Source organism: Trinickia terrae (assembly GCF_005144415.1).
Taxonomy (GTDB): Bacteria; Pseudomonadota; Gammaproteobacteria; order Burkholderiales; family Burkholderiaceae; genus Trinickia_A; species Trinickia_A terrae.
In genome coordinates this window covers 317,650-344,390 of the sequence record NZ_SWJE01000003.1, presented here as the reverse complement: position 1 = coordinate 344,390, position 26,741 = coordinate 317,650, and the positions used below count along the sequence as shown (strand labels likewise).

General features: G+C 66.2%; 24 protein-coding genes. 14 read left to right on the top strand and 10 right to left on the bottom strand.

The genetic code is table 11. The features are described from left to right. The first annotated feature begins 13 nt into the window (after nucleotides 1-13). The 5 genes from FAZ69_RS06840 to aroG all read left to right on the top strand — a co-directional run bounded on the left by FAZ69_RS06840 (nucleotide 14) and on the right by aroG (nucleotide 8,268). Nucleotides 14-4,255, top strand: coding sequence for a YhdP family phospholipid transporter (locus tag FAZ69_RS06840; RefSeq protein ID WP_136893192.1), 4,242 nt, complete (start codon nucleotides 14-16; stop codon nucleotides 4,253-4,255). 87 nt (nucleotides 4,256-4,342) lie between these two features. After that, on the top strand, nucleotides 4,343-5,170 hold the full coding sequence (locus FAZ69_RS06835) for a carbon-nitrogen hydrolase family protein (RefSeq protein ID WP_136893191.1): 828 nt from the start codon (nucleotides 4,343-4,345) through the stop codon (nucleotides 5,168-5,170). Nucleotides 5,171-5,310: 140 nt separating this feature from the next. Further along, nucleotides 5,311-6,777, top strand: coding sequence for a metalloprotease TldD (gene tldD, locus FAZ69_RS06830; RefSeq protein ID WP_136893190.1), 1,467 nt, complete (start codon nucleotides 5,311-5,313; stop codon nucleotides 6,775-6,777). Nucleotides 6,778-6,792: 15 nt separating this feature from the next. Further along, on the top strand, nucleotides 6,793-7,014 hold the full coding sequence (locus FAZ69_RS33205; protein ID WP_240702128.1) for a hypothetical protein: 222 nt from the start codon (nucleotides 6,793-6,795) through the stop codon (nucleotides 7,012-7,014). Nucleotides 7,015-7,194: 180 nt separating this feature from the next. Further along, complete coding sequence (gene aroG, locus FAZ69_RS06820) at nucleotides 7,195-8,268, top strand: 3-deoxy-7-phosphoheptulonate synthase AroG (RefSeq protein WP_136893189.1); 1,074 nt, start codon at nucleotides 7,195-7,197, stop codon at nucleotides 8,266-8,268. Between the two features lie 21 nt (nucleotides 8,269-8,289). Here the strand turns inward: aroG and FAZ69_RS06815 are convergent, their stop codons facing one another. After that, nucleotides 8,290-8,835 (bottom strand): cob(I)yrinic acid a,c-diamide adenosyltransferase, encoded by a 546-nt coding sequence (locus tag FAZ69_RS06815; RefSeq protein WP_136893188.1) that lies wholly within the window; start codon nucleotides 8,833-8,835, stop codon nucleotides 8,290-8,292. Nucleotides 8,836-8,991: 156 nt separating this feature from the next. On the opposite strand from FAZ69_RS06815, the gene FAZ69_RS06810 reads away from it, so the two are divergent. The 4 genes from FAZ69_RS06810 (at nucleotide 8,992) to glcF (ending at nucleotide 14,402) form a co-directional block, all read left to right on the top strand. After that, nucleotides 8,992-10,407, top strand: coding sequence for an FAD-binding oxidoreductase (locus FAZ69_RS06810; RefSeq protein ID WP_136893187.1), 1,416 nt, complete (start codon nucleotides 8,992-8,994; stop codon nucleotides 10,405-10,407). A 28-nt stretch (nucleotides 10,408-10,435) separates the two neighbouring features. Beyond that, nucleotides 10,436-11,929: an FAD-linked oxidase C-terminal domain-containing protein gene (locus FAZ69_RS06805; RefSeq protein ID WP_136893186.1), complete on the top strand. Its 1,494-nt coding sequence runs from the start codon at nucleotides 10,436-10,438 to the stop codon at nucleotides 11,927-11,929. Between the two features lie 149 nt (nucleotides 11,930-12,078). Continuing rightward, complete coding sequence (gene glcE / locus FAZ69_RS06800) at nucleotides 12,079-13,167, top strand: glycolate oxidase subunit GlcE (protein ID WP_136893185.1); 1,089 nt, start codon at nucleotides 12,079-12,081, stop codon at nucleotides 13,165-13,167. A gap of 8 nt (nucleotides 13,168-13,175) precedes the next feature. After that, complete coding sequence (gene glcF, locus FAZ69_RS06795) at nucleotides 13,176-14,402, top strand: glycolate oxidase subunit GlcF (RefSeq protein ID WP_136893184.1); 1,227 nt, start codon at nucleotides 13,176-13,178, stop codon at nucleotides 14,400-14,402. A 17-nt stretch (nucleotides 14,403-14,419) separates the two neighbouring features. Here glcF and FAZ69_RS06790 read toward each other — a convergent pair whose 3' ends face one another. The 3 genes from FAZ69_RS06790 to FAZ69_RS06780 are packed head-to-tail and all read right to left on the bottom strand — an operon-like array spanning nucleotide 14,420 to nucleotide 16,202. Next, nucleotides 14,420-14,806 carry a DUF7079 family protein gene (locus tag FAZ69_RS06790; protein ID WP_136893183.1) on the bottom strand — a complete coding sequence of 129 codons (387 nt, stop codon included), beginning with the start codon at nucleotides 14,804-14,806 and terminating at the stop codon, nucleotides 14,420-14,422. Then, nucleotides 14,791-15,588, bottom strand: coding sequence for a hypothetical protein (locus tag FAZ69_RS06785; RefSeq protein ID WP_136893182.1), 798 nt, complete (start codon nucleotides 15,586-15,588; stop codon nucleotides 14,791-14,793). The genes FAZ69_RS06790 and FAZ69_RS06785 overlap by 16 nt, the downstream gene beginning before the upstream one ends. After that, a complete protein-coding gene (locus FAZ69_RS06780) occupies nucleotides 15,588-16,202 on the bottom strand; it encodes a PAAR domain-containing protein (protein ID WP_136893181.1) in 615 nt (204 codons plus the stop codon). Before FAZ69_RS06780 ends, FAZ69_RS06785 begins: the two co-directional genes overlap by 1 nt. Nucleotides 16,203-16,507: 305 nt before the next feature. On the opposite strand from FAZ69_RS06780, the gene FAZ69_RS06775 reads away from it, so the two are divergent. Next, a complete protein-coding gene (locus FAZ69_RS06775) occupies nucleotides 16,508-17,206 on the top strand; it encodes a YggS family pyridoxal phosphate-dependent enzyme (RefSeq protein ID WP_136893180.1) in 699 nt (232 codons plus the stop codon). A gap of 58 nt (nucleotides 17,207-17,264) precedes the next feature. After that, on the top strand, nucleotides 17,265-18,077 hold the full coding sequence (proC, locus tag FAZ69_RS06770; protein ID WP_136893179.1) for a pyrroline-5-carboxylate reductase: 813 nt from the start codon (nucleotides 17,265-17,267) through the stop codon (nucleotides 18,075-18,077). 12 nt (nucleotides 18,078-18,089) lie between these two features. On the opposite strand, the gene ubiA is transcribed toward proC, so the two are convergent. From ubiA to recG, 6 genes are all read right to left on the bottom strand, one after another. Continuing rightward, a complete protein-coding gene (ubiA, locus tag FAZ69_RS06765) occupies nucleotides 18,090-18,953 on the bottom strand; it encodes a 4-hydroxybenzoate octaprenyltransferase (RefSeq protein WP_136893178.1) in 864 nt (287 codons plus the stop codon). Between the two features lie 114 nt (nucleotides 18,954-19,067). Beyond that, nucleotides 19,068-19,556: a Dps family protein gene (locus FAZ69_RS06760; RefSeq protein WP_136893177.1), complete on the bottom strand. Its 489-nt coding sequence runs from the start codon at nucleotides 19,554-19,556 to the stop codon at nucleotides 19,068-19,070. A 132-nt stretch (nucleotides 19,557-19,688) separates the two neighbouring features. Beyond that, nucleotides 19,689-19,850 (bottom strand): hypothetical protein, encoded by a 162-nt coding sequence (locus FAZ69_RS33200; RefSeq protein WP_169708581.1) that lies wholly within the window; start codon nucleotides 19,848-19,850, stop codon nucleotides 19,689-19,691. 34 nt (nucleotides 19,851-19,884) lie between these two features. Continuing rightward, nucleotides 19,885-20,025 (bottom strand): hypothetical protein, encoded by a 141-nt coding sequence (locus FAZ69_RS33195; RefSeq protein WP_169708580.1) that lies wholly within the window; start codon nucleotides 20,023-20,025, stop codon nucleotides 19,885-19,887. 122 nt (nucleotides 20,026-20,147) lie between these two features. Next, on the bottom strand, nucleotides 20,148-21,107 hold the full coding sequence (locus tag FAZ69_RS06755; RefSeq protein ID WP_136893176.1) for a hydrogen peroxide-inducible genes activator: 960 nt from the start codon (nucleotides 21,105-21,107) through the stop codon (nucleotides 20,148-20,150). Nucleotides 21,108-21,243: 136 nt separating this feature from the next. Continuing rightward, nucleotides 21,244-23,454 (bottom strand): ATP-dependent DNA helicase RecG, encoded by a 2,211-nt coding sequence (gene recG, locus FAZ69_RS06750; protein WP_136893175.1) that lies wholly within the window; start codon nucleotides 23,452-23,454, stop codon nucleotides 21,244-21,246. A gap of 197 nt (nucleotides 23,455-23,651) precedes the next feature. On the opposite strand from recG, the gene queA reads away from it, so the two are divergent. From queA to yajC, 3 genes are all read left to right on the top strand, one after another. Continuing rightward, entirely contained in the window at nucleotides 23,652-24,707 is a 1,056-nt protein-coding gene (queA, locus tag FAZ69_RS06745; protein ID WP_136893174.1) for a tRNA preQ1(34) S-adenosylmethionine ribosyltransferase-isomerase QueA, read from the top strand. 107 nt (nucleotides 24,708-24,814) lie between these two features. Beyond that, entirely contained in the window at nucleotides 24,815-26,002 is a 1,188-nt protein-coding gene (tgt, locus tag FAZ69_RS06740) for a tRNA guanosine(34) transglycosylase Tgt (protein ID WP_136893173.1), read from the top strand. Nucleotides 26,003-26,356: 354 nt separating this feature from the next. Further along, nucleotides 26,357-26,686: a preprotein translocase subunit YajC gene (gene yajC / locus FAZ69_RS06735; protein WP_136893172.1), complete on the top strand. Its 330-nt coding sequence runs from the start codon at nucleotides 26,357-26,359 to the stop codon at nucleotides 26,684-26,686. The last annotated feature ends 55 nt before the right edge of the window (nucleotides 26,687-26,741 follow it).

The following is a 26,741-nucleotide window of genomic DNA, read 5'->3' as shown; positions in this document are numbered from 1 at the left end:
GACTCGCCGCAGCATGTCCGCCCGCAAGGAAGCCGTCGATCCGGCCGAAGCCGCCCCGCCGCCGCGACACGACCACGCGTTGCTCAGGCATGCGCTGCGGACGATGTTGGCCGTCGCACTCGTCCTCTACTTCCTCGTGATCGGCGCATTGGCGGGCCTGCGCTACCTGGTGCTGCCGCGCATCGACGATTTCCGCCCGCGCATCGAAACCCTGGTCTCCGAAAAGCTCCACGCGCAATTGCGGATCGGCAAGCTCGCGCCGCGCTGGTCCGGCTTCCAGCCGGGCATCGACGTGACAGACCTGACCATCCGCGGCCGCGACGGCAAGCTCGCGCTCAACATCCCGCATGCGACGGCCGCCGTATCGTGGCGCTCCCTCATCCATTTGAAACCGACGCTCTCGAGCCTCGTCGTCGACCAGCCGGACGTGCTGGTCGAGCGCTCGGCGGACGGCGCGCTGTCGGTCGCGGGCGTGCAGGTGCCGACGACGCACAAGGGCAACGACACGTTCTCGACCTGGCTGCTCGAGCAGCAGGCGATCGTGCTGCGCGGCGGCACGCTGCGCTGGCAAGACGCGCAGCACGACGCGCCGGAGCTCGCGCTCTCCAACATCCGCCTCGCGATCCTGAACGACGGCGCGAACCACCGCATCGCGCTGCAGGCGCCGCCCGACGGCAACGTGCTGCGCGGCCCGCTCGACTTCCGCGCGCAGTTCCGCCATGCGCATCTGCGGGCCATCGGCAAGCCGGTGAACTGGACCGGTCAGGCCTACGTGTCGACGGGCGAAGTCGATCTGCCCGCGCTCGCACGCTATGTCAGCTTCCCGATCGAAACCTTCGCGGGCCGCGTGGCCAACGCGATCTGGGTGAACTTCTCGGACGGCCACATCCGCTCGGCGAGCGGCGACCTGCAGGGCTACGACGTCGCGCTGCGCGTGCACCCGACGCAGCCGAAGCTCGATGTGCCGGTCGCCCGCTTCTCGTGGTCCGTCGATATCGACCCGCAGCACGACTACACGCTGAAGCTCTCGAACCTGCTGGCCGAGCTCGGCCAGCCGCCGTTGCCGGACGGCACGCCGATCTCGCGCACGCTCGCGATCTCGACGCTCGTCGGCCGCTACCGCGCGCCGACTGTCGAGCATGGGCAATTGATGAGCGTCACGGGCGACCGCGTCGACCTCGGCATCCTCGCCGAATTCAGTCGCGCGCTGCCGGTGCCGCGGCGCTTCCTGAACGAGCTCGTGCGCTTCGACCCGCGCGGGCTCGTCGCGAACTACCAGATCGAAGTCGAGCGCGCGAAGCCCGAGAACGACGAAGCGGCGAGCGAGCAGCGCGTGAGCGGCGCGGCGCCGATCATCCACTACCGCTTCAAGGCCGACCTGCAGGGCATCAGCTTGGCCGCGCAGGAACCGCCGCCGGGCCTCTCGCCGAAGGGCCACCCCCGTGTCGGCATTCCCGGATTCGAAAACCTCTGGGGCACGATCGATGCCGACGAGACGCACGGCACGGTGTCGCTCGACACGGTCAACGCCGCGGTCACGGTCCCCGGCGAGTTCGACGACCCGCGCCTCACGTTCGACCGCCTGAGCGGCCACGGCAACTGGACGATCCTGCCGGCCCAGCCCGGCGAGAAACACAAGCCGTTCGTGATCGCAGTGTCCGATTTCCGCGTGGCGAACGCCGACACCACCGGCACCATCGTCGCGAACTACGCCAACCCGGGCCACGGACGCGGCTCGCTCGACCTGAAGGCCGACATCGACCATGCGCTCGTCGCGCGCATCACGCGCTATCTGCCGACGAGCATCGGCGAGCATCTGCGCGACTACCTCGGCCACGGGCTGCAAGGCGGCATGGCGCGCAACGGCACGATCGAAGTGCACGGCAACCTCGACAAGTTCCCCTACTCGCTCGATCCGAAAGCCGGCATCTTCCGCATCAGGGCGCCGTTCACCGGCGGCAAGTTCGACCCTTCGCCGTGGCCGCCCAAGAAGCTGAAGAACGGCACGCCCGACATCTGGCCCGCCTTCGACGACATCGACGGCGTGTTCACGCTCAAGGAGAACGTGCTGCGCTTCGATATCGACAAGGGGCGCTACAAACGCGTGCTCGTCACCAAGGTGGCCGGACACATCGACGACCTCGGCAACAAGGAAGGCTCGCCGCTCGTCATCGAAGGCGCGGCGCACGGGCCGCTCGCCGATTTTCTCGATTATTCGAACAACAGCGCGATCGCCGGCCTGATCAATCACGCCGGCGACAAGGTCCAAGGCAGCGGGCCGGCGACGCTGGCGCTGAAGCTGACCATTCCGCGCCATCCGAAACCGCACACGGCCGTCGCGGGAGCGATCGGGCTGCGCGGCAACGAACTCGAGGCACCGGGCGTGCCGCCGCTGTCGCGGCTCACGGGGACGGTCGGCTTTACCGAGCACACGCTCACGCTCGACCGGATCAACGGACGCTGGCTCGGCGGCGAAGTGCGCGCCGACGGCGGCTATAGCGCGCTGAGCGGCACGTACGCGTTCAACGTGGCAGGCCGCGTGGAGGTCGATGCCGCGCGCCGTCTCGATCTGCGCGGCCCGGCTGCGGATCTGCTGACGCACGTCTCGGGCAGCGCACCGTACTCGGTGAACGTGCGCGGCGCGAAGGGCCATCTGCCCGAGGTGACCGCGAACTCCGACCTCACCGGCCTCGCGCTCGACCTGCCCGCGCCGTACGACAAGCCGCTCGGCACGCCGATGCCGTTCTCGTTCACGATCAAGCCGCTCGACGCGAGCGAAGGCCCGGACCTGCAGCGCGCCGACCTGACGTTCGGCCAGCTCTCCGCGGCGTACGTGGTGCATCATCCGCCACACGAAACCCCGACCGTCGTGCGCGGCGCGATCGGCTTCAATCGTCCGGCCGACCTGCCCGACGAGGGCGTGAGCGCCAACATCGATATCGGCGAGTTCGATGCGGACGCATGGCGCACGTTCTACAGCGGCTTGCACGCCGCCAAGGCGCCCGCGACGGCCGATTCGGCCAACGCCGCCAGCAGCGCCGCAGCACCGCCGGGGCCGGCTGCGGGCACGAGCGGCAGCACCGCATCGCAATTCCTGCCGAGCCGCTTCGCGCTCCACTTCGACACCCTGAAGCTGCTCCATCGCCAATGGGAGAACGTGGTCGTCGGCGCATCGCGCATCGACCGCGACTGGCAGGCGAACATCGCTTCGGACCAGGTCTCCGGCTACCTCTCATGGAAGCCAAGCGCCGGCCGCAACAACGCCGGACTGCTGCAGGCGCGCTTCGCCAAGCTCGTGATTCCGGGCGCCATGGAGCAGGAGCTGGTCGGCCAGGTCATGCACGCGCCCGCCGCGCAAATGCCGGCCATCGATCTCGTCGTCGACGATCTCACCGTGCGCAACCGCAACATCGGCAAGCTCGAAGTCGACGCGCACAACCTCGACGACAACGGCGTGCCGGTCTGGCAGCTCGACAAGCTCGAAGTGAGCAATCCGGCCGCCAAGCTCTCGGCGACCGCGAACTGGCGCGCCTCGCGCCGCCTGGGTGTCGACGCGACCGACGACTCGCCGCGGCGCACCGTGATCGACTTCAAGCTCGACATCGCCGACGCCGGCGCGCTGCTCGAGCGCTTCGGTCTGCCCCGCACGGTGAAAAAGGGCTCGGGATCGTTCTCGGGGAAGGTCGGCTGGCGCGGCGGCCCGACGGCAATCGACTACCCGACGCTCACCGGCAACGTCGCGCTCGACCTGCACCACGGGCAGATCCTCAAGGTCGATCCGGGCGTGGCGAAGCTGCTCGGCGTGCTGAGCCTGCAGAGCCTGACGCGCGTCCTGACGCTCAATTTCAAGGACGTGATCGGCGAAGGGCTGCCGTTCGAGAGCGTGACGGGCACGGGGCAGATCAAGAACGGCGTCGGCCGCACCGACGACTTCAAGATGGTGACCGCGCCCGCCCGCGCCAGCCTGAAGGGCACGGTCGATCTCGCGCACGAGACGCAGGACCTGCACGTCGAATTGACGCCGACCGTGAGCGCCGGCTCCGCCGTGATCGCCGCGACGATCATCAACCCGCTGCTCGGGCTCGGCGCGCTCGCCGCCAACTTCGCGCTCTCGGAATCGCTCGCGCACGCGTTCGCGCGCCAATACCAGATCACCGGTTCCTGGGCCCACCCGCACATCGAGCGGGTGCGCGGCGATCGCGGTAAGATGGGTGCTCCGGCCGAGGCGGTCCCGGACGGGGCCCCCGCCCAGTAAAGGACTGCGGCGGCCAACGGCCCCTGCGCCGAGGCCCGGATCAGCCGCCGTCCTTCTGCGATTCGAGCGAGTGCCACAGTTCACGACATGAGCGAGCCACACCCCAGTTCCACGCCCTACCGCGTCGCCGCGCTGCAAATGGTCAGCACGCCCGATCGCGAACGCAATCTCGACGCCGCCGGCCAGTTGATCGCCGAGTCGGCCGCCGCAGGCGCCAAGCTCGTGCTGCTGCCCGAGTACTTCTGCTTCATGGGCTTCAAGGACACCGACAAGCTCGCCGTGCGCGAACCCCACGGCGACGGCCCGATCCAGCGCTTTTTGGCCGACGCGGCGCGCCGGCACGGCGTCTGGGTGATCGGCGGGACGCTGCCGCTGGTGGCGCCCGAGCCGTCGCGGGTGCTGAACACCACGCTCGTCTTTTCCCCCGACGGCGCGGAAACGGCCCGCTACGACAAGATCCACCTCTTCAACTTCGAGAAAGGCAGTGAATCGTTCGACGAGGCGCGCACGATCCGTCCGGGCGAGACGGTTCGGACCTTCGAGGCGCCGTTCGGGCGGGTCGGCCTGTCGGTCTGCTACGATCTGCGCTTTCCGGAGCTGTATCGCCGCATGGGCGACTGTGCGCTGATCGTCGTGCCGTCCGCGTTCACGTATACGACAGGCCGTGCGCACTGGGAAATGCTGCTGCGCGCCCGCGCGGTCGAGAACCAGTGCTACGTGCTCGCCGCAGCCCAGGGCGGCACGCACGAGAACGGCCGCCGCACCTGGGGCCATAGCATGCTGGTCGACCCGTGGGGCGAGATCGTCGCGGTGCGCGACGAAGGCGCGGGCGTCGTGGCGGGCGATATCGACCTCGCCCGCATCGCCGAGGTGCGCCAGAGCCTGCCCGCGTGGCGGCATCGCGTGCTGGCATGACGAACCTGCGCCACACCCCTTGCCCGAACCCCATCCACCCCCATTTTCCCGATATAAGCTGACATAAAACGAAGCAGCCAACGAACCGAAGCCGAACCGCCGCGACCCCAACCGTTTTTATCGATTCCACGCACACACGCATGAACATCATCGAACCCGGCATCCGCAATCTCGCGACCGCGAAAGACGTCCTTCTCACGCCCTACGGGCTCGACGAAGCGTTGCTCACGCGCACGCTCGCCGACATCTTCACGCATCGCGTCGACTACGCCGATCTGTACTTCCAGGCGACGCGCAGCGAAGCGTGGAGCCTCGAGGAAGGCATCGTGAAATCGGGCAGCTTCAGCATCGACCAAGGCGTCGGCGTGCGCGCCGTGTCCGGCGACCGCACCGCGTTCGCCTACTCCGACGACCTCTCGCCGCAAGCGCTCGCGCAGGCCGCCGAGGCCACGCGCGCGATCGCCAAGGCCGGCGGCGGCAAGCAGAAGGTGAAAGTGGCGTCGTCGCTGACAGGCGTGGCCGGGCGCGATCTCTACCTGCCCTCCGATCCGCTCGCCTCGCTCGACGCCACCGCCAAGGTGAAACTGCTCGAGCGCGTCGAGCAGATGGCGCGTAGCCGCGACCCGCGCATCACGCAGGTGATGGCGGGCCTCGCGGGCGAATACGACGTCGTGCTCGTCGCGCGCAGCGACGGCGCGCTCGCGGCCGACATCCGCCCGCTCGTGCGCGTCTCGGTGACGGTGATCGCCGAGCAGAACGGCCGGCGCGAGATCGGCAGCGGCGGCGGCGGCGGCCGCTTCGACTACGGCTACTTCACCGACGCCGTGCTCGAGCGCTACGTCGACGACGCTGTCCACGCCGCGCTCGTGAACCTCGACGCGCGTCCGGCCCCGGCCGGCGCGATGACCGTCGTGCTCGGGCCGGGCTGGCCGGGCGTGCTGCTGCACGAGGCGATCGGCCACGGGCTCGAGGGCGACTTCAACCGCAAGGGCTCGTCGGCGTTCGCCGGGCGCATCGGAGAGCAGGTCGCGGCCAAGGGCGTGACGGTCGTCGACGACGGCACGCTGCCGAACCGCCGCGGCTCGCTGAACATCGACGACGAAGGCAACCCGACGCAGTGCACCACGCTGATCGAGGACGGCATCCTGAAGGGCTACATCCAGGACACGCTGAACGCGCGCCTGATGAAGATGCCGGTCACCGGCAACGCGCGCCGCGAGTCGTACGCCGCGCTGCCGATGCCGCGCATGACCAACACCTACATGCTCAACGGCGACAAGGACCCGCAGGAGATCATCGCGTCGGTGAAGAACGGCCTGTACGCGGTGAACTTCGGCGGCGGCCAAGTCGACATCACGAACGGCAAGTTCGTGTTCTCGGCCTCCGAGGCGTACATGATCGAGAACGGCAAGGTCACCTACCCGGTGAAGGGCGCGACGCTGATCGGCAGCGGTCCGGAATCGCTCAAGTACGTGAGCATGATCGGCAACGACATGGCGCTCGATACGGGCGTGGGCGTGTGCGGCAAGGAAGGCCAGAGCGTGCCGGTGGGCGTCGGCCAGCCGACGCTGCGGATCGACCGGATGACTGTCGGCGGCACTGTCTGACGCGGCGCCCGCGTCATGCTGCCGCAGGCAAACGCGCAAATTTATTGCACATTTGCCTTGATGCATGCGGATAATCCGCATTTTCAGGGGTTACGGGTTGTCAGCCGCGCCCTGCCGGGTTATAAAGCCGAGTACCTTTTTCGACGAGCCGTTTCACTTATCAACGCCATGCTGTCCGCCAAGTTTTACTTTTACTTCTTTTGGTATCTCAGACCGCTGGCGGATCGAGAGGAGTGATAGTGCACGAAAAGGCACCCGGAATTCCCGAAAAACCGCCAGCGAGTCTGGCGGTTTTTTTTCGCCCGGTGCCTCGGCCCCGATCAACCAATTGCTTAACCACCACGAATTTTTGAACGCCTTTTTGAATACTGTGCGCCCCTTGCGTTGAGCGCACGAGCACCACACCGGAGAACCAGAATGCCCCCGCACAATACCGACGATGTCCGAATCCGCGAACTCAAAGAGCTCACGCCGCCTGCGCACCTGATCCGCGAGTTCCCCTGCACCGAGCCAATGTCGGACCTGATCTTCAACGCCCGCCAGTCGATGCACCGCATCCTGCACGGCATGGACGACCGGTTGATCGTCGTGATCGGCCCGTGCTCGATCCACGACACCAAGGCGGCGATGGAGTACGCGGGGCGGCTCGTCAACGAGCGCAAGCGCTTCGCCGACGAGCTCGAGATCGTGATGCGCGTGTACTTCGAGAAGCCGCGCACGACGGTGGGCTGGAAGGGTCTCATCAACGATCCGTACCTCGACAACAGTTTCAAGATCAACGACGGCCTGCGCACCGCGCGCGAGCTGCTCGTCGGCATCAATGAACTGGGGCTGCCGGCCGGCACCGAGTACCTCGACATGATCAGCCCGCAGTACATCGCGGACCTGATCTCGTGGGGCGCGATCGGCGCGCGCACGACCGAGTCGCAGGTGCACCGCGAGCTGGCGTCGGGCCTCTCCTGCCCGGTCGGCTTCAAGAACGGCACCGACGGCAACGTGAAGATCGCCGTCGATGCGATCAAGGCGGCGTCGCAGCCGCACCATTTCCTGTCGGTGACGAAGGGCGGGCACTCGGCGATCGTGTCGACGGCCGGCAACGAGGACTGCCACATCATCCTGCGCGGCGGCAAAGTGCCCAACTACGACGCGGCGAGCGTCGACGCGGCCTGCACCGATATCAGCAAGGCCGGCCTTGCTGCGCGCCTGATGATCGATGCGAGCCACGCGAACAGCTCGAAGAAGCATGAGAACCAGATCCCGGTGTGCGCCGACATCGGCCGCCAGATCGCCGCCGGCGACGAGCGGATCGTCGGCGTGATGGTCGAGTCGCATCTGGTCGCGGGACGGCAGGACCTGAAGGAAGGCTGCGCCCTGACCTATGGCCAGAGCATCACCGATGGCTGCATCAACTGGGAAGACAGCCTCGGCGTGCTCGAAGGGCTGGCTCAGAGCGTCAAGCAGCGGCGCATTGCGCGCGGCAGCGGAAACTGATGGGGTGAGCAGCAGCAGGCGTCAGCGATCGTGCTTCCAGAGCACGTCGCTGCCGCCATCCGCGCGGTTGAGCACGCGCGCGAGCACGAACAATAAATCCGACAGCCGGTTCACGTAGCGACGCGGCGCTGCGTTGAGCGCCTGCGTCTCGCCGAGTGCGACGATCGAGCGTTCCGCCCGGCGGCACACGGTGCGGCAAACATGTGCAAGCGCCGCAGCCCGCGAGCCGCCCGGCAGGATGAATTCCTTGAGCGGGGGCAGGTCCGCGTTGCACTGCGCAAGCCAGCCGTCGAGCTGCGCCAGTTGCGCTTCGGTGATCATCGTGTGGCCGGGGATGCAGAGCTCGCCGCCCAAATCGAACAAATCGTGCTGGATCGCGGTCAGCATGCCGCGCACGTCGTCCGGCAGCGATTCGCAGAGCAGCACGCCAATCTGCGAGTTCAGCTCGTCGACATCGCCGATCGCGGCGATGCGCACATCGTCCTTGCGCACCCGGCTGCCGTCGCCGAGACCGGTGGTGCCGTCGTCGCCGGTGCGGGTGACGATCTTGCTCAAACGGTGTCCCATCCTGGCTCCTTCCTGTTGTCGAATACGGGGTGCACAGCGGCCACCATTATAGGTTTCCGGGATATCTCGAGGGTCTGGCGGGGGCGATCGGCGTAGAATGGATCGCCTAGAAGGCAAGCTTCGCCACAACACGCTGTACCCCGCGAGGAGACATCAGTGAACCACCCCGTGCCGCCGGCCCCCGTTCGCCGTCCCGTTCCCGCCGAATTGCTCCAAGCGCTGCAAGCCGCGTTCGGCGAGCGCGTCTCGACGTCCGAAGCCGTGCGCGCGCACCACGGCCGCGACGAATCCCCGTTCGATCCGCAATTGCCCGACGCCGTCGTCTTCGCACGCTCCACCGAGGAGGTGCAGACCGCCGTCAAGCTATGCGGCCAGTATGGCGTGCCGATCATCCCTTATGGCAACGGTTCGTCGCTCGAAGGGCATCTGCTGGCAGTCGAAGGCGGCGTGTCGATCGACTTGTCGGAGATGAATCAGGTGCTCTCGATCGCGGCGGAAGACCTCACCGCCACGGTCCAGGCCGGCGTCTCGCGCAAGGCGCTCAACGAGGCGCTGCGCGGCACCGGCCTCTTCTTCCCCATCGATCCGGGCGCCGACGCCAGCATCGGCGGCATGTCCGCGACGCGCGCCTCCGGCACCAACGCCGTGCGCTACGGCACGATGCGCGAAAACGTGCTCGGCCTGACCGTCGTGCTCGCCGACGGCCGCATCGTGAAAACCGGCACGCGCGCGCGCAAATCCTCGGCCGGCTACGACCTGACGCGGCTCTTCGTCGGCTCGGAAGGCACGCTCGGCGTCATCACCGAAATCACCGTGCGCATCTATCCGCAGCCTGAGGCAGTCTCGGCGGCGATCTGCGCGTTTCCGTCGATGAGCGGCGCCGTGAAGTGCGTCATCGAGACGATTCAGCTCGGCGTGCCGATTGCGCGCGTCGAGTTCGTCGATTCGCTCGCGGTCCGCGCGATCAACCGCCATTCGAACCTGACGCTGCCCGAGTCGCCCACGCTTTTCTTCGAGTTCCACGGCACCGGGGCCGGCGTCAAGGAGCAGGCGGAAACGGTCCAGCAGATCGCCGCGGACAACGCCGGCAGCGGCTTCGAATGGGCGACCCGGCCGGAAGAGCGCAACCGCCTGTGGAACGCGCGGCACAGCGCCTTTTTCGCGATGCTGCAGCTGAAACCCGGCTGCCGGGCGGTCACGACCGACGTCTGCGTGCCGATCTCGCGTCTCGCCGAATGCGTCGTCGAGACGGAGCAGGACTTGAAGGGCTCGCCGCTGCTGTGTCCGATCGTCGGCCATGTCGGCGACGGCAACTTCCACGTCGCGATGCTGATCGACCCGGCCAAGCCCGAAGAATTGGAAGAAGCCGAGCGGCTGAACCGGCGCATCGTCGAGCGCGCGCTGCGCATGGACGGCACCTGCACGGGCGAGCATGGCGTCGGGCTGCACAAGATGGGCTTCCTGCTCGATGAGCATGGCGCGGACGCTGTCGACGTCATGCGCTCAGTCAAGCACGCGCTCGATCCTCGCAACCTGATGAACCCGGGTAAGATTTTTTCTTATAAGGCCTAGCGCCCACAATTAGTTAGCCGGAGACATCATGAACGCCCCCACCGAGCTGTCAGCCGAAGCACTCGCCGAGCGCCAGCGCGAAGTCGTACAGGCGCTGATGGCCGTGCTGCCGACGCATTGCCTGCTCTACCGCGAAGAAGACACCACGCCCTACGAATGCGACGGCCTCGCCGCCTACCGGCGGCTGCCGCTCGCGGTCGCGCTGCCGGAGACCGAAGCGCAGGTCCAGCGCATCGTGCAGATCTGCAGGCGCCTCAACGTGCCGATCGTGCCGCGCGGCGCGGGCACCGGGCTCTCGGGCGGCGCCATGCCGATTCGCAACGGCATCGTGCTGTCGCTCGCGCGCTTCAAGAAGATCGTCGAAATCGATTCGTATGCGCGCACGGCCATCGTGCAGCCGGGCGTGCGCAATCTCGCGATCTCCGAGGCCGCCGCGCCCTACGGGCTCTACTACGCGCCCGACCCGTCGTCGCAGATCGCCTGCACGATCGGCGGCAACGTCGCGGAGAATTCGGGCGGCGTGCATTGCCTGAAGTACGGCCTGACTGTCCACAACGTGCTGCGCGTGCGCGCGGTCACGATGGAGGGCGATATCGTCGAGTTCGGCTCGCTCGCACCCGATGCGCCGGGGCTCGACCTGCTCGCGGTCCTGATCGGCAGCGAAGGGATGTTCGCGATCGTCACCGAGGTCACCGTCAAGCTGATTCCGAAGCCGCAGACCGCGCAGGTCGTCATGGCGAGCTTCGACGACGTCGTGAAAGGCGGCGACGCGGTGGCCGGCATCATCGCGTCGGGCATCATCCCGGCCGGCCTCGAGATGATGGACAAGCCCGCGACGCGCGCCGTCGAGGAGTTCGTCGGCGCGGGCTACGATCTCGACGCCGCCGCCATCCTGCTCTGCGAATCGGACGGCACGCCGGAGGAAGTGGCCGAGGAGATCGTCCGTATGACGGCCGTGCTGCGCGAGCATGGCGCGACGCGCATCCAGATCTCGCGTTCCGAAGCCGAGCGGCTCAAGTTCTGGTCGGGCCGCAAGAACGCGTTTCCGGCCGCGGGCCGAATCTCGCCCGACTACTACTGCATGGACGGCACCGTGCCCCGCCGCAGCATCGGGCCGCTCCTGGCGCGCATCGAGGAGATGGAGCGCAAGTACCGCCTGCGCTGCATGAACGTGTTCCATGCGGGCGACGGCAACATGCATCCGCTGATCCTCTTCAACGGCAACGATCTCGACGAATGGCACCGCGCCGAGGCGTTCGGCGCGGACATCCTCGAGACCTGCGTCGAGCTCGGCGGCACGGTGACGGGCGAGCATGGCGTCGGCATCGAAAAGATCAACTCGATGTGCGTGCAGTTCTCGCCCGCAGAGCGCGACGCGTTCTTCGCGGTCAAGCATGCGTTCGATCCGCTCGGCCTGCTCAATCCCGACAAGGGCATTCCCACGCGTGCCCGCTGCGCCGAGTACGGGAAGATGCATGTGCGCGGCGGCCTGCTGCCGCACGCCGAACTGCCGCGCTTCTGAGCGCCCCCGGGCCCACCCCTGCGCGCCAAGCCCCGCTTCACCGCGCAACGAGGATTTACCCGGGGCCGGGCGGACCCGGCTTGCTTGCCCCGGGTCGCCCGGTACAATCGACCCCATATTCGACAGACTACAAACATAAGCGGAGCGCCATGGAAGAGGACGACATCGTCGCCGAATGGTCGGAACGCATCCGCGCGGCCACGGCTGACGGACGGCCGCTGCGCATTCGCGGCGGCGGCACGAAAGACTGGTACGGCCAGGCACTCGAAGGCGACATCCTCGACACGCGCGCCTATCGCGGCATCCTTTCGTACGACCCCGCCGAACTCGTGATCACGGCGCGTTGCGGCACACCACTCGAGGAAATCGAAGCGGCGCTCGCCGAGCACAACCAGATGCTCGCGTTCGAGCCGCCCCACTTCGGCCGCGCGGCGACCTTCGGCGGCTGCGTCGCGGCGGGCATCGCCGGGCCGCGGCGCGTCGCGGCCGGCGCGGTGCGCGACTTCGTGCTCGGCGTCGTGCTGATGAACGGCGGCGGCGAGACGCTCCACTTCGGCGGGCAGGTGGTGAAGAACGTCGCCGGCTACGACGTCTCGCGGCTGATGGCAGGCTCGCTCGGCACGCTCGGGCTGATCCTCGAAATCTCGATGAAAGTGCTGCCGCGCCCCGCCGCCGAGGCCACCATCAAGTTCGACATGAACGGCACCGACGCCGTGCGCAAGCTCAACGAATGGGGCGGCCGGCCGCTGCCGATCACCGCGAGCGCGTGGCGCAACGGCACGCTCGTCGTACGGCTCGGCGGCGCGGAGAGCGCGGTGAAGTCCGCGCGGACCGCGCTCGGCGGCGAGGTCGTCGACGCGGTCGAGGCCGAGCGCTTCTGGGACGGCCTGCGCGAGCAAACCGATCCGTTCTTCTCGGCGATTCCGCCCAAGGCGGCGCTCTGGCGGCTCGGCCTGCCGTCGATCACGGAGCCGCTGCAGCTGCCGGGCGCGCAGCTCGTCGAGTGGGGCGGCGCGCAGCGCTGGTGGATCACCGACACCGATGCGCAGACCGTGCGCATGAGCGCGAAGCAGGCGGGCGGCCACGCGACGATCTTCCGCACCGGCCACGGCTACGACCGCAGCGCCGGGGTCTTCACGCCGCTGCCTGCGCCGCTGATGAAAGTCCACCGCGGCCTGAAGGCCGCCTTCGATCCGGCTCGCGTGTTCAACCGCGGCCGCCTCTACCTTGATTTCTGAGCGACGCGATGCAGACCAATCTCGCGGACTTCATTCGTAACACGCCCGACGGCGAGGAAGCCGACGCGATCCTGCGCAAATGCGTGCATTGCGGCTTCTGCACGGCGACCTGCCCGACCTACCAGCTGCTCGGCGACGAGCTCGACGGCCCGCGCGGACGCATCTACCTGATCAAGCAGATGGTCGAGGGCGCGCCGGTCACGCGCAGCACGCAGCTGCATCTGGACCGCTGCCTCACGTGCCGGAACTGCGAGACGACGTGTCCGTCGGGCGTGCAGTATGGCCGGCTCGTCGAGATCGGCCGCAAGCACGTCGAGGAGCAAGTGCCGCGGCCCGCGGGACAGCGGCTGCTGCGGCGCCTGCTCGCGAGCTTCGTGCCGAACAGCGCGCTGTTCTCACCTGCGATGCGGATCGGCCAGTACGTGCGGCCGCTCCTGCCTCGCAAGCTGCGCGACAAGGTCCCGGCCCGCCAGCGCCAGCTCGAATGGCCGACCACCACGCACGATCGCAAGATGCTGCTCTTGGCCGGCTGCGTGCAGCCGTCGATGCTGCCCAACATCAACATCGCGACGGCGCGCGTGTTCGATGCGCTCGGCGTCGAGCTCGTCGTCGCGCCGGAAGCCGGCTGCTGCGGCGCGATCCGCCTGCACCTCGGCTACCACGAGGAAGCGCTCGACGACGTGCGCCGCAACATCGACGCCTGGTGGCCGCATGTCGAGGGCGGCGTCGAGGCGATCGTGATGAACGCCTCGGGCTGCGGGGCGACGGTGAAGGAGTACGCGCATCTGCTGCGCCACGACCCGACTTACGCGGAAAAGGCGCGGCGCATCGCCGAGCTCACGCGCGACGTCGCCGAGATCCTGCCCGAGTTCGAGCCGGAGCTGGCCGCGCTGACGCGCCGGCGCGGCGTCCACACGGTCGCGTTCCATCCGCCGTGCACGCTGCAGCACGGGCAGCAGATCCGCGGCAAGGTCGAGCACTTGCTGAATTCGCTCGGCATCGAAGTGCGGCTGCCCGCGGACAGCCACCTCTGCTGCGGCTCGGCGGGCACCTATTCGCTGACGCAGCCGGCGCTGTCGTACAAGCTGCGCGATCAGAAGCTCGACAGCCTCTACGCGCTCGACCCGCAGATGATCGTGTCGGCGAACGTGGGCTGCATCGCGCATCTGCAAAGCGGGACGCCGGTGCCGGTCGCGCACTGGATTCAGCTCGTCGAGCATTTGGTGTTCGGGTGAGGACAGAGGGCGAGTTCTCAATCCCTCTTTCCTGAGTCCTTTTGACGTTTGATCGCCTGTTCGACTTCCGGCCATATGTGTCTAAGCGTGGCACGAAAATATAGAACATTGAGTTCGTGACGTATCCGGAACAAAGGAGACTTCCTACACTTCGAAAGCAGTTCTTTAACTTCGCGGACGACCCATTCATCGTCGAAAGAAAGCCAGACTGGGGGGATCGGAGTTAGGATGTTTGGGCCGCACACGGGGGCGACTTCACGAAAGAAAATCTCCTTCAAATCTTGCAGGGGGTATGCGCATATCTTGGCGGCGTGGTAGTCGTAGTCAATTTCATTGTCAACGAAGAATTCCGCCATCGTTGCCCAGATACGCTCTTTTTCCTTCTCGTCTATCGGATTCCCCATGCACGGAATTCCTCCAGTTCGTCGAGATATGCGTCGTAAGCCGTCTGCGTGGCGACCGAACCAAGCGTCGAACCTATCAACACCACGCCAATAGCACAGATCGGAGCACCAACTCCGCAGATTGCGGATACCGCCAGGCCCACAAGCGTGCCGCCAATCAGACCTCCTTCGATAGAGGCAGTCTGTCGTTGGGTTTCGCGTATTTTGTCTCCTGCGTTCAGAATTTCATATCCTGCCAGCGCTCCCGTCATCAATAGGCCGACCTTGCCCATCGTTCTCATTCGAGCAGTTTTAGCATTGACTTTGGCGTTGCTTCTTCCTGCCGACTCGATTATTGCGTAGTAGGCACGGTTCTTTTCCGCCTCAGCCAATACACCGAACGGCTTGGAGAAGTTTTTGCTCGAATACTTGTCGAGAAGCATTTCCAGGTTAGCCCCTCTGACTTTCTGGGCCTGCGCTCTTGCCAAGCCTGCGGGCGACGTCACCTTTCTTGCTTCCTCCATGATGCGATTGCGCATGTCTTGACAGAAGGCAGCGCCTTCAGCAGCAGTCATGTGACCAGCGTTGACTTCGGATTGCACGCCCTCGCTCATCCGCTTGATGCCAGCAGCATAACGTGTTCTTACGTTCGCATCGCTGATAGCGGCTTGAGAAAAATAGACTCCAGCTCCTTCCAAAGCGGCACGCGCGTCAGCGAGAATCCGTGTCTCAATCTGATGATCCCTGTTCGTTTCGAATGAACCTCGAACAGTGCTGCTAACCGGTACTTGGGTGTTTGACATTACTGTGCAATTGCTGACAAGAGCGCTTCGGATACGGCCGTCCCGTCTGTCGAGGAATAGTTCGCCACAATTTCGATGCGCTTGCATGCACTGTCATTTGCTCTCGTGAATCGGACATTGTTTCTAGCGTCGATCACGCCGCGTTCGCTGGAGCCATCGGTGAAGTGTGCAACGCATGACATGCCTTCATAGCTTGCGGATTCACTAAGCGTAAAGCCGATCCAGTGAGTTGCATTGAGCGCCGCCAATGAATTGGTAGAAGCTCTACCCAATGGGGAGCGCGTTTCAGGAGGGCTGTCGAATATTTTGCATCGCTTCCCGTGAACCGGGTAGATGCTCGGTGGCGTAGCGCACTTGCATAAAACGATATCTCCACCGAGTGCCCAATCGACGCCTCGATGTTTCGGCCTTCGGCCCGGAGCCAAGATAACGCCATAGGCAATTTCTCCGGTGGCTCCACAGGTCGCACAGAAAGCAAAGTCCCCGATCAATGCACCTTCGCGAAGCTTTCCGCTCTCGTCTGCAATGGTGCGGTTACGCGGCTTCGCGATTACGTAGCTTCCGTCGTTTCCAGTGAGAGGATCACCGTCGACAGCCGCGTAGTAAATCGTCATAGAGTCAACCCTTCACGTGTGTGTCGATGATGAACATATCGAGCGATGCTACGCCTCTGACAATAAATGTAAGCATAACAGAATAATTATCCAAAACCTGTTGCAGACCACTGACAGCACGCCTATTCTGCCGCATTCGGAATAGCACCCGGTATCGGCAACCCTACTCCATCCGCCGGTACAAACGGCGGGCAGCCCCACCGAAGAAAGGCATCGCTACCCAGAGCGACGCATCCCTCGATAACCACGCAGTATCCGTATAATTCGAAGCATCGCGTCCCCCGCAGCTTCTCGCCACACGCCCCATGTCCGATCTCACCCACAACCTCGACGCCGTGCATCGACGCATCGAGCGCGCCGCCCAGTCCGCGGGGCGCGACGCCGCGTCGATCGCGCTGCTAGCGGTCTCGAAGACGTTTCCCGCCGACGCCGTTCGCGAGGCGCATGCCGCCGGCCAGCGCGCGTTCGGCGAAAACTACGTGCAGGAATCGATCGCGAAGATCGAAGCGCTCGCCGACCTGCGCGCCGGGCTCGAATGGCATTTCATCGGCCCGCTGCAATCGAACAAGACCAAGCCCGTCGCCGAGCATTTCGACTGGGTGCATTCGGTGGACCGCCTGAAGATCGCGCAGCGGCTCTCGGAACAGCGGCCCGACAGCCTGCCGCCGCTCAACGTCTGCCTGCAGGTCAACGTCAGCGGCGAGGAAACCAAGAGCGGCGTCGCGCCCGCCGACGCGCCGTCGGTTGCGCGCGAGATCGCCGCGCTGCCGAAACTGCGCCTGCGCGGCCTGATGTCGATTCCGGAGCCGGCCGGCGACCTCGAGGCGCAGCGCGCGCCGCACCGTGCGCTGCGCGAATTGTTCGAGCGCCTGCGCGCGGACGGCATGGCGCTCGATACGCTGTCGATGGGCATGTCCGCCGACCTCGAAGCCGCCGTGCTCGAAGGCGCGACGATCGTGCGCGTCGGCACCGCGATCTTCGGCGCGCGCGATTACTCGCATTGAGCGTGGCTTGACGCGCGTATTGCCCGCTTCCCTCTTTCTCGCCTCACTCTAGGACATCATGAAGATTGCATTCATCGGCGGCGGCAACATGGCCGCGGCCCTGATCGGCGGCCTCATCAAGCGAGGCGTCGCGCCTGCGGACATCTACGCGATCGACGTCAATGAAGACGCGCGCGAGCGCACCGCACAGCAGTTCGGCATCAAGACCGGCGCCGCGGCGGATGCGGCGCTCGGCGTATACGACGCGATCGTGTTGGCGGTCAAACCGCAGGTGCTCAAAGCGGTGAGCGAAGCGCTCGCGCCGCATCTGTCGACGCAGCTCGTCATCAGCATCGCCGCCGGCATTCGCGGCGCCGACCTGTCGCGCTGGCTCGGCGGCTATGCGCGCATCGTGCGGACCATGCCGAACACGCCGGCGCTGATCGGCATGGGCGTGACCGGACTCGCCGCCTTGCCGGGCGTCGACGAAGCGAGCCGCGCGCTCGCCTCGCAAGTGCTCGGCGCGGTCGGGGAAACGGTCTGGTTCGACGACGAAACAATGATCGACGCGGTCACCGCGATCTCCGGCAGCGGCCCCGCCTACGTGTTCTATTTCATCGAAGCGATGCAGGAAGCAGCGCGCCAGCTCGGCATGGACGACGCCCAGGGCCGCGCGCTCGCGGTCGCGACCTTCACCGGCGCGGCGCAATTGGCCGCGCAATCGGGGGAGCCCGCGAGCGTGCTGCGCGAGCGCGTGACATCGAAGGGCGGCACGACGGCCGCGGCGCTGGCGTCGTTCGACGCGCAAGGCGTCAAGGACGCGATCGTGCGCGGCCTGCTGGCCGCCGACGCGCGCGCAAAGGAAATGGGCGACGAGCTGGGCAAGCAGTAACGCAGAGGTAACTCAGAGCCCCGCCACCGCGTAATGGGCGGCAATGCCGACGAACAGCGCACCGCCCAGCCAGTTGTTGTGCCGGAACGCCGCGAAGCACGGCATCCGCTCGCGGCCGCGGATCAGCGTGTAGTGGTAGATCGCGCAGCCAAGCGCCGCCGCCCAGCCGAGCCAATACAGCGCGCCAAAGCGCAGCGTGACGCCGATCCACACGTAGATGCCGAGCGTCGCTGCATAGCAAAGCATGATCGCGAGCACGTCGAAGCGGCCGAACGTCAGTGCCGAGGTGCGGATGCCGATCTTGATGTCGTCGTCGCGGTCGACCATTGCGTACTCGGTGTCATAAGCGACCGACCAGAACACGTTCGCGAGCAGCATCACCCAGGCAAGCGTCGGCACCTGATCCTGCACGGCGGCGAACGCCATCGGGATGCCGAAGCCGAACGCGATGCCAAGGTAGGCCTGCGGAATCGCGAAAAAGCGCTTCGTGAACGGATAGGAGCCTGCCACGAACAGCGCCGCCACCGACAGCTCCTTCGTCAGCGCATTGAGCGGCAGGATCAGCAGGAACGCGATAATCGACAAGCCTGCCGCGAGCGCCACGGCTTCCCACGCCTTGATCTTGCCGGAAGTGATCGGACGATTCTCCGTGCGCTTCACGTAGCGGTCGAAATCGCGGTCGGCGTAGTCGTTGATCGCGCAGCCCGCCGAGCGCATCAGCACCGTGCCGAGCACGAAGATCACGAGCAGCGGCAGCGACGGGCGTCCGTTCGACGCGATCCACAGGGCGTTGAGCGTGGGCCAGAGCAGGAGCAGGCTGCCGATCGGCTTGTCCATGCGCACGAGGCGCAGAAAGAGGGGGAGTCGGGCGAACATGGGCGGGACGGTGAAGGCAATCCCGATATTTTAGAGCCGAAATGAACAAGGCCTCCCGAATACGGGAGGCCTTGTTCTTGTTGCCGCCGGCGAACCGCCGGCAAGCCCAGCCGCTTAAGCCAGCATCGCGCGCAGCATCCACGCGGTCTTCTCGTGCGTCTGCATGCGCTGCGTCAGCAGGTCGGCGGTCGGCTCGTCGTTGGCCGCTTCCGTTGCCGGGAAGATTTCGCGCGCCGTGCGCGCCACCGCTTCCTGGCCTTCGACCAGCTGGCGGATCATCTCTTCCGCGGCCGGCACGCCGTCCGCCTCGGGGATCGACGACAGCTTCGCGAATTCCTTGTAGCTGCCCGGCGCCATGACGCCCAGCGCGCGGATGCGCTCCGCGATCGCGTCGACGGCGAGCGCCAGTTCGTTGTACTGCGTCTCGAACATCAGATGCAGCGTGTTGAACATCGGGCCCGTGACGTTCCAGTGGAAGTTGTGGGTCTTCAGGTACAGCGTGTACGTATCGGCGAGCAGCCGCGAGAGGCCCTCGGCGATCTTCTTGCGGTCCTTGTCGCTGATGCCGATGTTGATTTGTGGTGCAGTGTCTTTTTTCGCCATGACAACTCCATGAGAAAGGGGATGCGAACCCGCTGGAGCGGCCCGCCGGCCCATGGCCGTGGCCCGCTCAGGCGAGCGACAGTGTAGCGTAGAACGATGAAACGCCGCCCGCAGGCTGCACGCTTTGCACGCTCATCCGCCGATCGCGAAATGCACGCCGTAAGCGACGATCACCGCGAATCCGCTGCCGACAATCGCGAGGCCCACCGCCTTCTGCGCGAACGAGATGCTGCTCCTGCGCGTCGCGGATTGCGCGAACAACGCCTCGCCGATATTCATCATCACTTGGGTCATGATCTGGACTCCTTCAGCTTTGCGACAGCGAGGCTCAAGCAGCGAGCGCGCGATCGACCAGAAGCGAGAACGCCACGGTGCGCGCGCCGCGGAACATCGAGGCGACCTTGGCGCTGGCGCTGGCAAGCGCTGCGGCGCTCGATTGGGCCGGGTTCGGGACAAGCGGCTGGTTCATGACTTCCTCCACGGGTATCGGATTCGAGATCCATGGAGCAAAGTTTAGCCACACCTATCGAATTACTAAATTTGATTGATTTTATCTATTCAATAGGCAGTGGCTAAATACCGCCTTGGGGGTTAGTTGAGTGCGACCGGCATGTCGAGCTTGTTGACGCCCGGTAACTCGCATGAGGCGATCGCCTCGCTGATCGCCTCGATGGCCGGCATCCGCGTGAAGCTCTTGCGCCAGGCCAGCACGACGCGGCGATCCGGAATCGGCGCCTCGAACGGCACGTAGCTCAGGAGCCCCGCGTCGACGCCCGGCGCATTCGCTTTCACCTCGAGCACCGACATGCGCGGCAGCACCGTAATCCCGACGCCGCTCGCGACCATATGCCGGATCGTCTCCAGCGACGAGCCTTCGAAGGTCTTCTGGATCCCGTCCGCGTTCTGCGAGAAGCGCATCAGCTCCGGGCAGACGCCCAGCACGTGATCGCGGAAGCAATGCCCGCTGCCGAGCAGCAACATCGTCTCCTGCTTGAGGTCAGTGGCGTCGATCGACTTGCGCGTTTCCCACGCATGCCCCGACGGCAGCGCGACCACGAACGGCTCGTCGTAAAGGGGACGCACCATCAGGCCAGTCTCGGGAAACGGCAGCGCCATGATCGCGACGTCGATCTCGCCCTGCTTCAGGAGCTCGATCAGCTTGAGCGTGTAGTTCTCCTGGAGCATCAACGGCATCTGCGGGACGGTCTTGATCATCTGCTTGACCAGAGTGGGCAGCAGGTAGGGCCCGATCGTGTAGATCACGCCGAGCCGCAGCGGCCCGACGAGCGGGTCCTTGCCCTGCTTGGCGATTTCCTTGATCGCGAGCGTCTGCTCGAGCACGCGCTGCGCCTGCGTGACGATCTGCTCGCCGATCGGCGTCACGCTGACTTCGCTCGTACCCCGCTCGAAGATCTGCACGTTGAGTTCGTCTTCGAGCTTCTTGATCGCGACCGACAGCGTCGGCTGGCTGACGAAGCAGGCCTCGGCCGCGCGGCCGAAGTGCCGCTCCCGGGCAACGGCGACGATGTATTTCAATTCTGTGAGCGTCATTGAGGGATCAATCAATGCATTGGATTCGATAGGTTTAAGTTATACACCGATGCGAGCGATTCGCCAACCTTCAAAGGTCCGTATCAGGCCGATCCATGCCGTCCGGCCTATAAAAATCGGCGTCGCACAGCCGGCGTCAAGCCTTCAGGAATTGCTCGCGAGCGCCCAACCAGCGCGCCAGATGCTGGGTGACGACATCGGGATGCTCGGCCAGGAGCTGCGCCGCTGCTTCGCGCGCGGGCTCGATCAGCCAGCCGTCCTGCTGCAGGTCCGCAAAGCGCAGCATCGCCTCGCCCGACTGCCGCGCGCCCAGGAATTCGCCCGGGCCGCGGATCTCGAGGTCGCGGCGCGCGATTTCGAAGCCGTCGGTGGTCTCGCGCATCGTCTGCAGGCGCGCGCGCCCCGCCAGCGAGAGCGGCCCGCTGTAGAGCAGCACGCACGCCGACGCCGCGCTCCCCCGCCCGACCCGGCCGCGCAGCTGGTGCAATTGCGCAAGGCCGAAGCGCTCGGCGTGCTCGATCACCATCAGCGAGGCGTTGGGCACGTCGACGCCGACTTCGATCACCGTCGTCGCCACCAGCAGTTGCACTTCGTTGCGCGAGAACGCGTCCATCACGGCGGCCTTCTCGGCGGGAGCGAGCCGCCCGTGCACGAGGCCGACACGCAGCTCCGGCAACGCGGCGGCGAGCGTCTCGTAAGTCTCCACGGCGGTCTGGAGCTGCAGCGTCTCGCTTTCCTCGATCAGCGGGCAGACCCAGTACACCTGCCGCCCTGTCAGCGCCGCCTCGCGCACGCGGCCGATCACCTCGTCGCGGCGCGCGTCGGAGATGAGCTTCGTCACGATCGGCGTGCGGCCGGGCGGGAGCTCGTCGATGGTGGAGACATCGAGGTCGGCGTAGTAGGTCATCGCGAGCGTGCGCGGGATCGGCGTCGCGGACATCATCAACTGATGCGGCTGGAAGCTTTGCGCACCGTCGGCGGCGTTCTGCGCCTTTGCGCGCAGCGCGAGCCGCTGCGCGACGCCGAAGCGGTGCTGCTCGTCGACGATCACGAAGCCGAGCCGCGCGAACTCGACCGCGTCCTGGATGATCGCGTGGGTGCCGATCACGAGCTGCGCCGTACCCAACGCCGCCGCTTCGAGCGCCGCGCGCTTCTCTTTCGCCTTCAGGCTGCCCGCGAGCCACGCGACCGTGACGCCGAGCGGTTCGAGCCAGCCGCGCAGCTTCCGCGCGTGCTGCTCCGCCAGGATTTCGGTCGGCGCCATCAAGGCCGCTTGGTAGCCCGCGTCGATGGCCTGCGCGGCCGCGAGCGCGGCCACGATGGTCTTGCCGCTGCCGACGTCGCCTTGCAGCAGGCGCTGCATCGGGTGCGGCTGGGTCAGGTCGGCGGCGATCTCGGCGCCGACGCGCTGCTGGGCGCGCGTCAGCGCGAACGGCAGCGCGCGCGCGAGGCGCGCCGCCAGCGACTCGGGATCGTGCGCCGCGCGCTGCGGCATGACGGGCGCCGAGCGGGTGCGGCGCTCCTCGTGCGCGCGCTTGAGCGAGAGCTGCTGCGCCAGCAGTTCCTCGAATTTGATGCGCGACCACGCCGGATGCGTGCCGTCGATCAACGCGGTTTCGTCGGCGTCGGCGCTCGGGTGGTGCAGGGTGCGGACCGCCTGCATCAGCGGCGGCAGGTTCAGAGGCTTGAAGTACGCGTCGGCGATCGGCGGCGGCACGAGCTCGGGCAGCGTGGTGCGGGCGAGCGCGTTGTCGATCGCCTTTCTCAAGTACGCCTGCGAGACCCCCGCCGTGCTTGGATAGACCGGCGTGAGCGCCTGCGGCAGCGGCGTGTCCTCGTCGACGGGCCGCACCGCCGGGTGCACCATCTCGAGGCCGAAGAAGCCGCCGCGCACGTCGCCGCGCACGCGCAGGCGCGTACCCGCCGCCATCTGCTTGACCTGCGAGCCGTAGAAATTCAGGAAGCGCAGCGTGAGCTCTTCGCCGGCGTCGTCGCGCAGCTTGACGAGCAGCTGGCGGCGCGGCCGGTAGGCGATCTCGTTGTCGAATACGACACCCTCGGTCTGCGCGGTCTCGCCGGGCAACAGCTCACCGATCGGCGTGAGCGAGGTCTCGTCTTCGTAGCGCATCGGCAGGTGCAGCACGAGGTCGATGTCGCGTTTGAGGCCGAGCTTGGCGAGCTTGTCGGCGGTTTTCGGGAGCTTGGCCGGAGCGTCCGGGTTGCCTTGCTTGTCTGCAGGCTGAGCGCCAGCGCGCTTGGCCGCCGCCTTGCCCTGCCCCGTGCGCCGTTTCGGCTTCAGAGGCGCATCGTCGTCGGAATCGGGCAAGCGGCGTTCGGGCAAGGGCATGAGTCTCCAGGCAAGTACAATGACGGCTTTAACAGGGTTGGCGGATCACACCGGCAAGCCGGCTCGCGCAGCATCCGGCCGGACATCCGGTTCCGCGTTCGGCGCGCCTCGCGCGCCACGCCATCATAGCGGCTCGCCGGCCCGTCCGGCCGCCTCGCCGCGCAGTGGCGCCTCCCGCAGCAAACCAGTGCAGCAGCATGTTCACTCTTTCCGATTTCGATTTTAATCTGCCGCCCGAGCTGATCGCGCAGACAGCCCTCAAGGAGCGCAGCGCGAGCCGCCTGCTCGAAGTGGACAACTCGAGCGACCCGGCGCGGCTCGTCGACCGCCAGTTCGCCGAGCTGCCCGAGTGCATCGCGCCGGGCGACCTGCTCGTCTTCAACGATACCAAGGTCCTGAAGGCGCGCTTCTTCGGCCAAAAGGCCAGCGGCGGCAAGGTCGAGGTGCTCGTCGAGCGGCTCACGGGCGAGCGCACTGCGCTCGCGCAGATCCGCGCGAGCAAGAGCCCGGCGGCCGGCACCACGATCAAGCTCGCCGGCGCCTTCGACGTGACGGTCGGCGAGCGCGTCGAGCCGTTCTACACGCTGCACTTTCCCGATGACTGCCTGACGTTGATCGAGCAGTACGGCCGCCTGCCGCTGCCGCCCTATATCGAGCACGACCCCGACGCAACCGACGAGACGCGCTACCAGACCGTCTTCGCGCAAAACCCCGGCGCGGTGGCCGCGCCGACCGCGGGCCTGCATTTCGACGACGCCCTGATCGCGCGGCTCGACGCGCGCGGCGTCGAGCGCGCGACGCTGACGCTGCACGTCGGCGCGGGCACGTTCCAGCCGGTGCGCGTGGAGAACATCGCCGAGCACAAGATGCACAGCGAGTGGTACCGGCTCCCGCAAACGCTCGTCGACAAGATCGCCGCGACGCGCGCGCGCGGCGGCCGCGTGATCGCGGTGGGCACGACCTCGATGCGCGCGCTCGAAGCCGCCGCGCGCGGCGCCGAAGCCGCCGGCCGGCAGCTCGCCGCGACCACCGCCGAGACCGATATCTTCATCACGCCGGGCTATCGTTTCCGCGTGGTCGACCGGCTGGTGACGAATTTCCATTTGCCGAAGTCGACGCTGCTGATGCTGGTGTCGGCGTTCGCGGGCGTGGAGACGATCCGCGGCGCGTACCAGCATGCGATCGAGGAGCGCTATCGCTTCTTCAGCTATGGCGATGCGATGCTGCTCACGCGGCGCGAGGATCGCGCGTAACATCCGCGCTTAGCCATTTCCGGCTGTTTCAACGGCCGCCGGGCCATGTCCCGGCGGCTTTCATTGTCTGCGCCGGGCTGTTTTCCCGGTGGCACAGGAGCTTAAGCATGACCGAAGGTCATACCCGCGCCAGCACGCCTCAAACCCACGAAGCGCCCGCCAACGGCCTCAAATTCGACCTTCTGACGACCGACGGCCAAGCCCGCCGCGGCCGCCTCACGCTGAACCACGGCGTCATCGAGACGCCGATCTTCATGCCGGTCGGCACCTACGGCACGGTGAAGGCGATCCAGCCGCGCGAGCTCGAGGAGATCCGCGCGCAGATCATCCTCGGCAACACCTTCCACCTGTGGCTGCGCCCCGGCCTCGACACGATCGCCGCGCACGGTGGCCTGCACGGCTTCATGGGCTGGAAGCGGCCGATCCTCACCGATTCGGGCGGCTTCCAGGTCTTCTCGCTCGGCGACCTGCGCAAGATCACCGAGGACGGCGTCACGTTCGCCTCGCCGATCAACGGCGACAAGCTGTTCCTGTCGCCGGAGGTCTCGATGCAGATCCAGAAGGTGCTGAACTCCGACATCGTCATGCAATTCGACGAATGCACGCCGTATGCCGTGAACGGCGTGCCGACCACGCGCGACGAGGCGGCCGCCTCGATGCGCATGTCGATGCGCTGGGCGAAGCGCTCGATTACCGAATTCGACCGGCTCGGCAACCCGAACGCGCTGTTCGGGATCGTCCAGGGCGGCATGTTCGAGGACTTGCGCGACGAATCGCTGGCGGGGCTCTCCGAGATCGGCTTTCACGGGCTCGCGGTGGGCGGCCTGTCGGTGGGCGAGCCGAAGGAGGACATGATGCGCATCCTCAACCACATCGGCCCGAAGCTGCCCGCCGGCAAGCCGCACTACCTGATGGGCGTCGGCACGCCGGAGGACCTGGTGGCGGGCGTCGCCGCCGGCATCGACATGTTCGACTGCGTGATGCCGACCCGCAATGCGCGCAACGGCTGGCTCTTCACGCGCTTCGGCGACATCAAGATCCGCAACGCCACGCACAAGAACTCGCTGCGCCCGCTCGACGAGACCTGCGGCTGCTACACGTGCCGCAACTTCTCGCGCGGCTATCTGCATCATCTGCATCGCGTCGGCGAAATTCTCGGCGCGCAGTTGAACACCATCCACAACCTGCACTATTACTTGGAGTTGATGGGCGAAATGCGCACGGCGATCGAGACCCATACGTTCGACGCGTTCCGGAAGCGCTTCGCCGAGGACCGCGCGACAGGCGTCGATTAGACCGGGTCGCGATCGACCGGGTCGCAACAGACCGGGTCGCGATCGAATCGAGCGCGGACTCAACACCATGGCTTAAGTCCTTGTGAGATATGGTCGCTATCTCCATTTCGCCGCCCGATTGAAAGGACGAGACCATCGCCAGAGCACCGGCATCGGATTAAACCTTACAATTCACCTTCGCTACGCTGCACGGCAGCGGGCGACGCGCGCACGAGGGCCCCTGAACAACCTTCAGGCATGCGTTAAAAGCTTGATCCCAAAGCCGATTTACCCTACCGTCGCGAGCCGGGGCCGGTACCGGCAGTGGTAGAATACCCGGCTAACTTTTTTGATCGTCATAACGGAGAGACCAACGTGTCGTTCATTTCCAATGCGTTCGCGCAGGGCGCAGCAGGCGGCGGCGCCGAATCGAGCTTGATGAGCTTCTTGCCCCTGATCCTGATGTTCGCGGTGCTGTACTTCATCATGATCCGCCCGCAAATGAAGCGTCAGAAGGAACATCGCAACATGCTCGCGGCAATGGCGAAGGGCGACGAAGTCGTGACCAACGGCGGCATCGTCGGCAAGGTGACGAAGGTCGGCGAAGCGTATGTCGGCGTCGAGATCGCCGAGGGCACGGAAATCACCGTGCAGAAGGCTTCGGTCACGACGATTCTCCCGAAAGGCACGATCAAGTCGCTGTAAGGCCACTCCTCTTGCGTCCGGCGCGGCCTCGCCGGGTTGAGTTCTCCACCCGCGC

Coding starts and splice junctions, on each gene's coding strand:
- FAZ69_RS06815 (WP_136893188.1), bottom strand. CDS start 8,835: ATGGGACACCGTTTGAGCAAGATCGTCACCCGCACCGGCGACGACGGC.
- FAZ69_RS33195 (WP_169708580.1), bottom strand. CDS start 20,025: ATGAACCAGCCGCTTGTCCCGAACCCGGCCCAATCGAGCGCCGCAGCG.
- FAZ69_RS06835 (WP_136893191.1), top strand. CDS start 4,343: ATGAGCGAGCCACACCCCAGTTCCACGCCCTACCGCGTCGCCGCGCTG.
- recG (WP_136893175.1), bottom strand. CDS start 23,454: ATGCCCTTGCCCGAACGCCGCTTGCCCGATTCCGACGACGATGCGCCT.
- ubiA (WP_136893178.1), bottom strand. CDS start 18,953: ATGTTCGCCCGACTCCCCCTCTTTCTGCGCCTCGTGCGCATGGACAAG.
- queA (WP_136893174.1), top strand. CDS start 23,652: ATGTTCACTCTTTCCGATTTCGATTTTAATCTGCCGCCCGAGCTGATC.
- FAZ69_RS06805 (WP_136893186.1), top strand. CDS start 10,436: ATGAACGCCCCCACCGAGCTGTCAGCCGAAGCACTCGCCGAGCGCCAG.
- tgt (WP_136893173.1), top strand. CDS start 24,815: ATGACCGAAGGTCATACCCGCGCCAGCACGCCTCAAACCCACGAAGCG.
- FAZ69_RS33205 (WP_240702128.1), top strand. CDS start 6,793: ATGCTGCCGCAGGCAAACGCGCAAATTTATTGCACATTTGCCTTGATG.
- FAZ69_RS06780 (WP_136893181.1), bottom strand. CDS start 16,202: ATGACGATTTACTACGCGGCTGTCGACGGTGATCCTCTCACTGGAAAC.
- FAZ69_RS06790 (WP_136893183.1), bottom strand. CDS start 14,806: ATGGGGAATCCGATAGACGAGAAGGAAAAAGAGCGTATCTGGGCAACG.
- FAZ69_RS06775 (WP_136893180.1), top strand. CDS start 16,508: ATGTCCGATCTCACCCACAACCTCGACGCCGTGCATCGACGCATCGAG.
- FAZ69_RS06785 (WP_136893182.1), bottom strand. CDS start 15,588: ATGTCAAACACCCAAGTACCGGTTAGCAGCACTGTTCGAGGTTCATTC.
- glcE (WP_136893185.1), top strand. CDS start 12,079: ATGGAAGAGGACGACATCGTCGCCGAATGGTCGGAACGCATCCGCGCG.
- tldD (WP_136893190.1), top strand. CDS start 5,311: ATGAACATCATCGAACCCGGCATCCGCAATCTCGCGACCGCGAAAGAC.
- FAZ69_RS06760 (WP_136893177.1), bottom strand. CDS start 19,556: ATGGCGAAAAAAGACACTGCACCACAAATCAACATCGGCATCAGCGAC.
- FAZ69_RS06755 (WP_136893176.1), bottom strand. CDS start 21,107: ATGACGCTCACAGAATTGAAATACATCGTCGCCGTTGCCCGGGAGCGG.
- glcF (WP_136893184.1), top strand. CDS start 13,176: ATGCAGACCAATCTCGCGGACTTCATTCGTAACACGCCCGACGGCGAG.
- FAZ69_RS06840 (WP_136893192.1), top strand. CDS start 14: ATGTCCGCCCGCAAGGAAGCCGTCGATCCGGCCGAAGCCGCCCCGCCG.
- FAZ69_RS33200 (WP_169708581.1), bottom strand. CDS start 19,850: ATGACCCAAGTGATGATGAATATCGGCGAGGCGTTGTTCGCGCAATCC.
- proC (WP_136893179.1), top strand. CDS start 17,265: ATGAAGATTGCATTCATCGGCGGCGGCAACATGGCCGCGGCCCTGATC.
- aroG (WP_136893189.1), top strand. CDS start 7,195: ATGCCCCCGCACAATACCGACGATGTCCGAATCCGCGAACTCAAAGAG.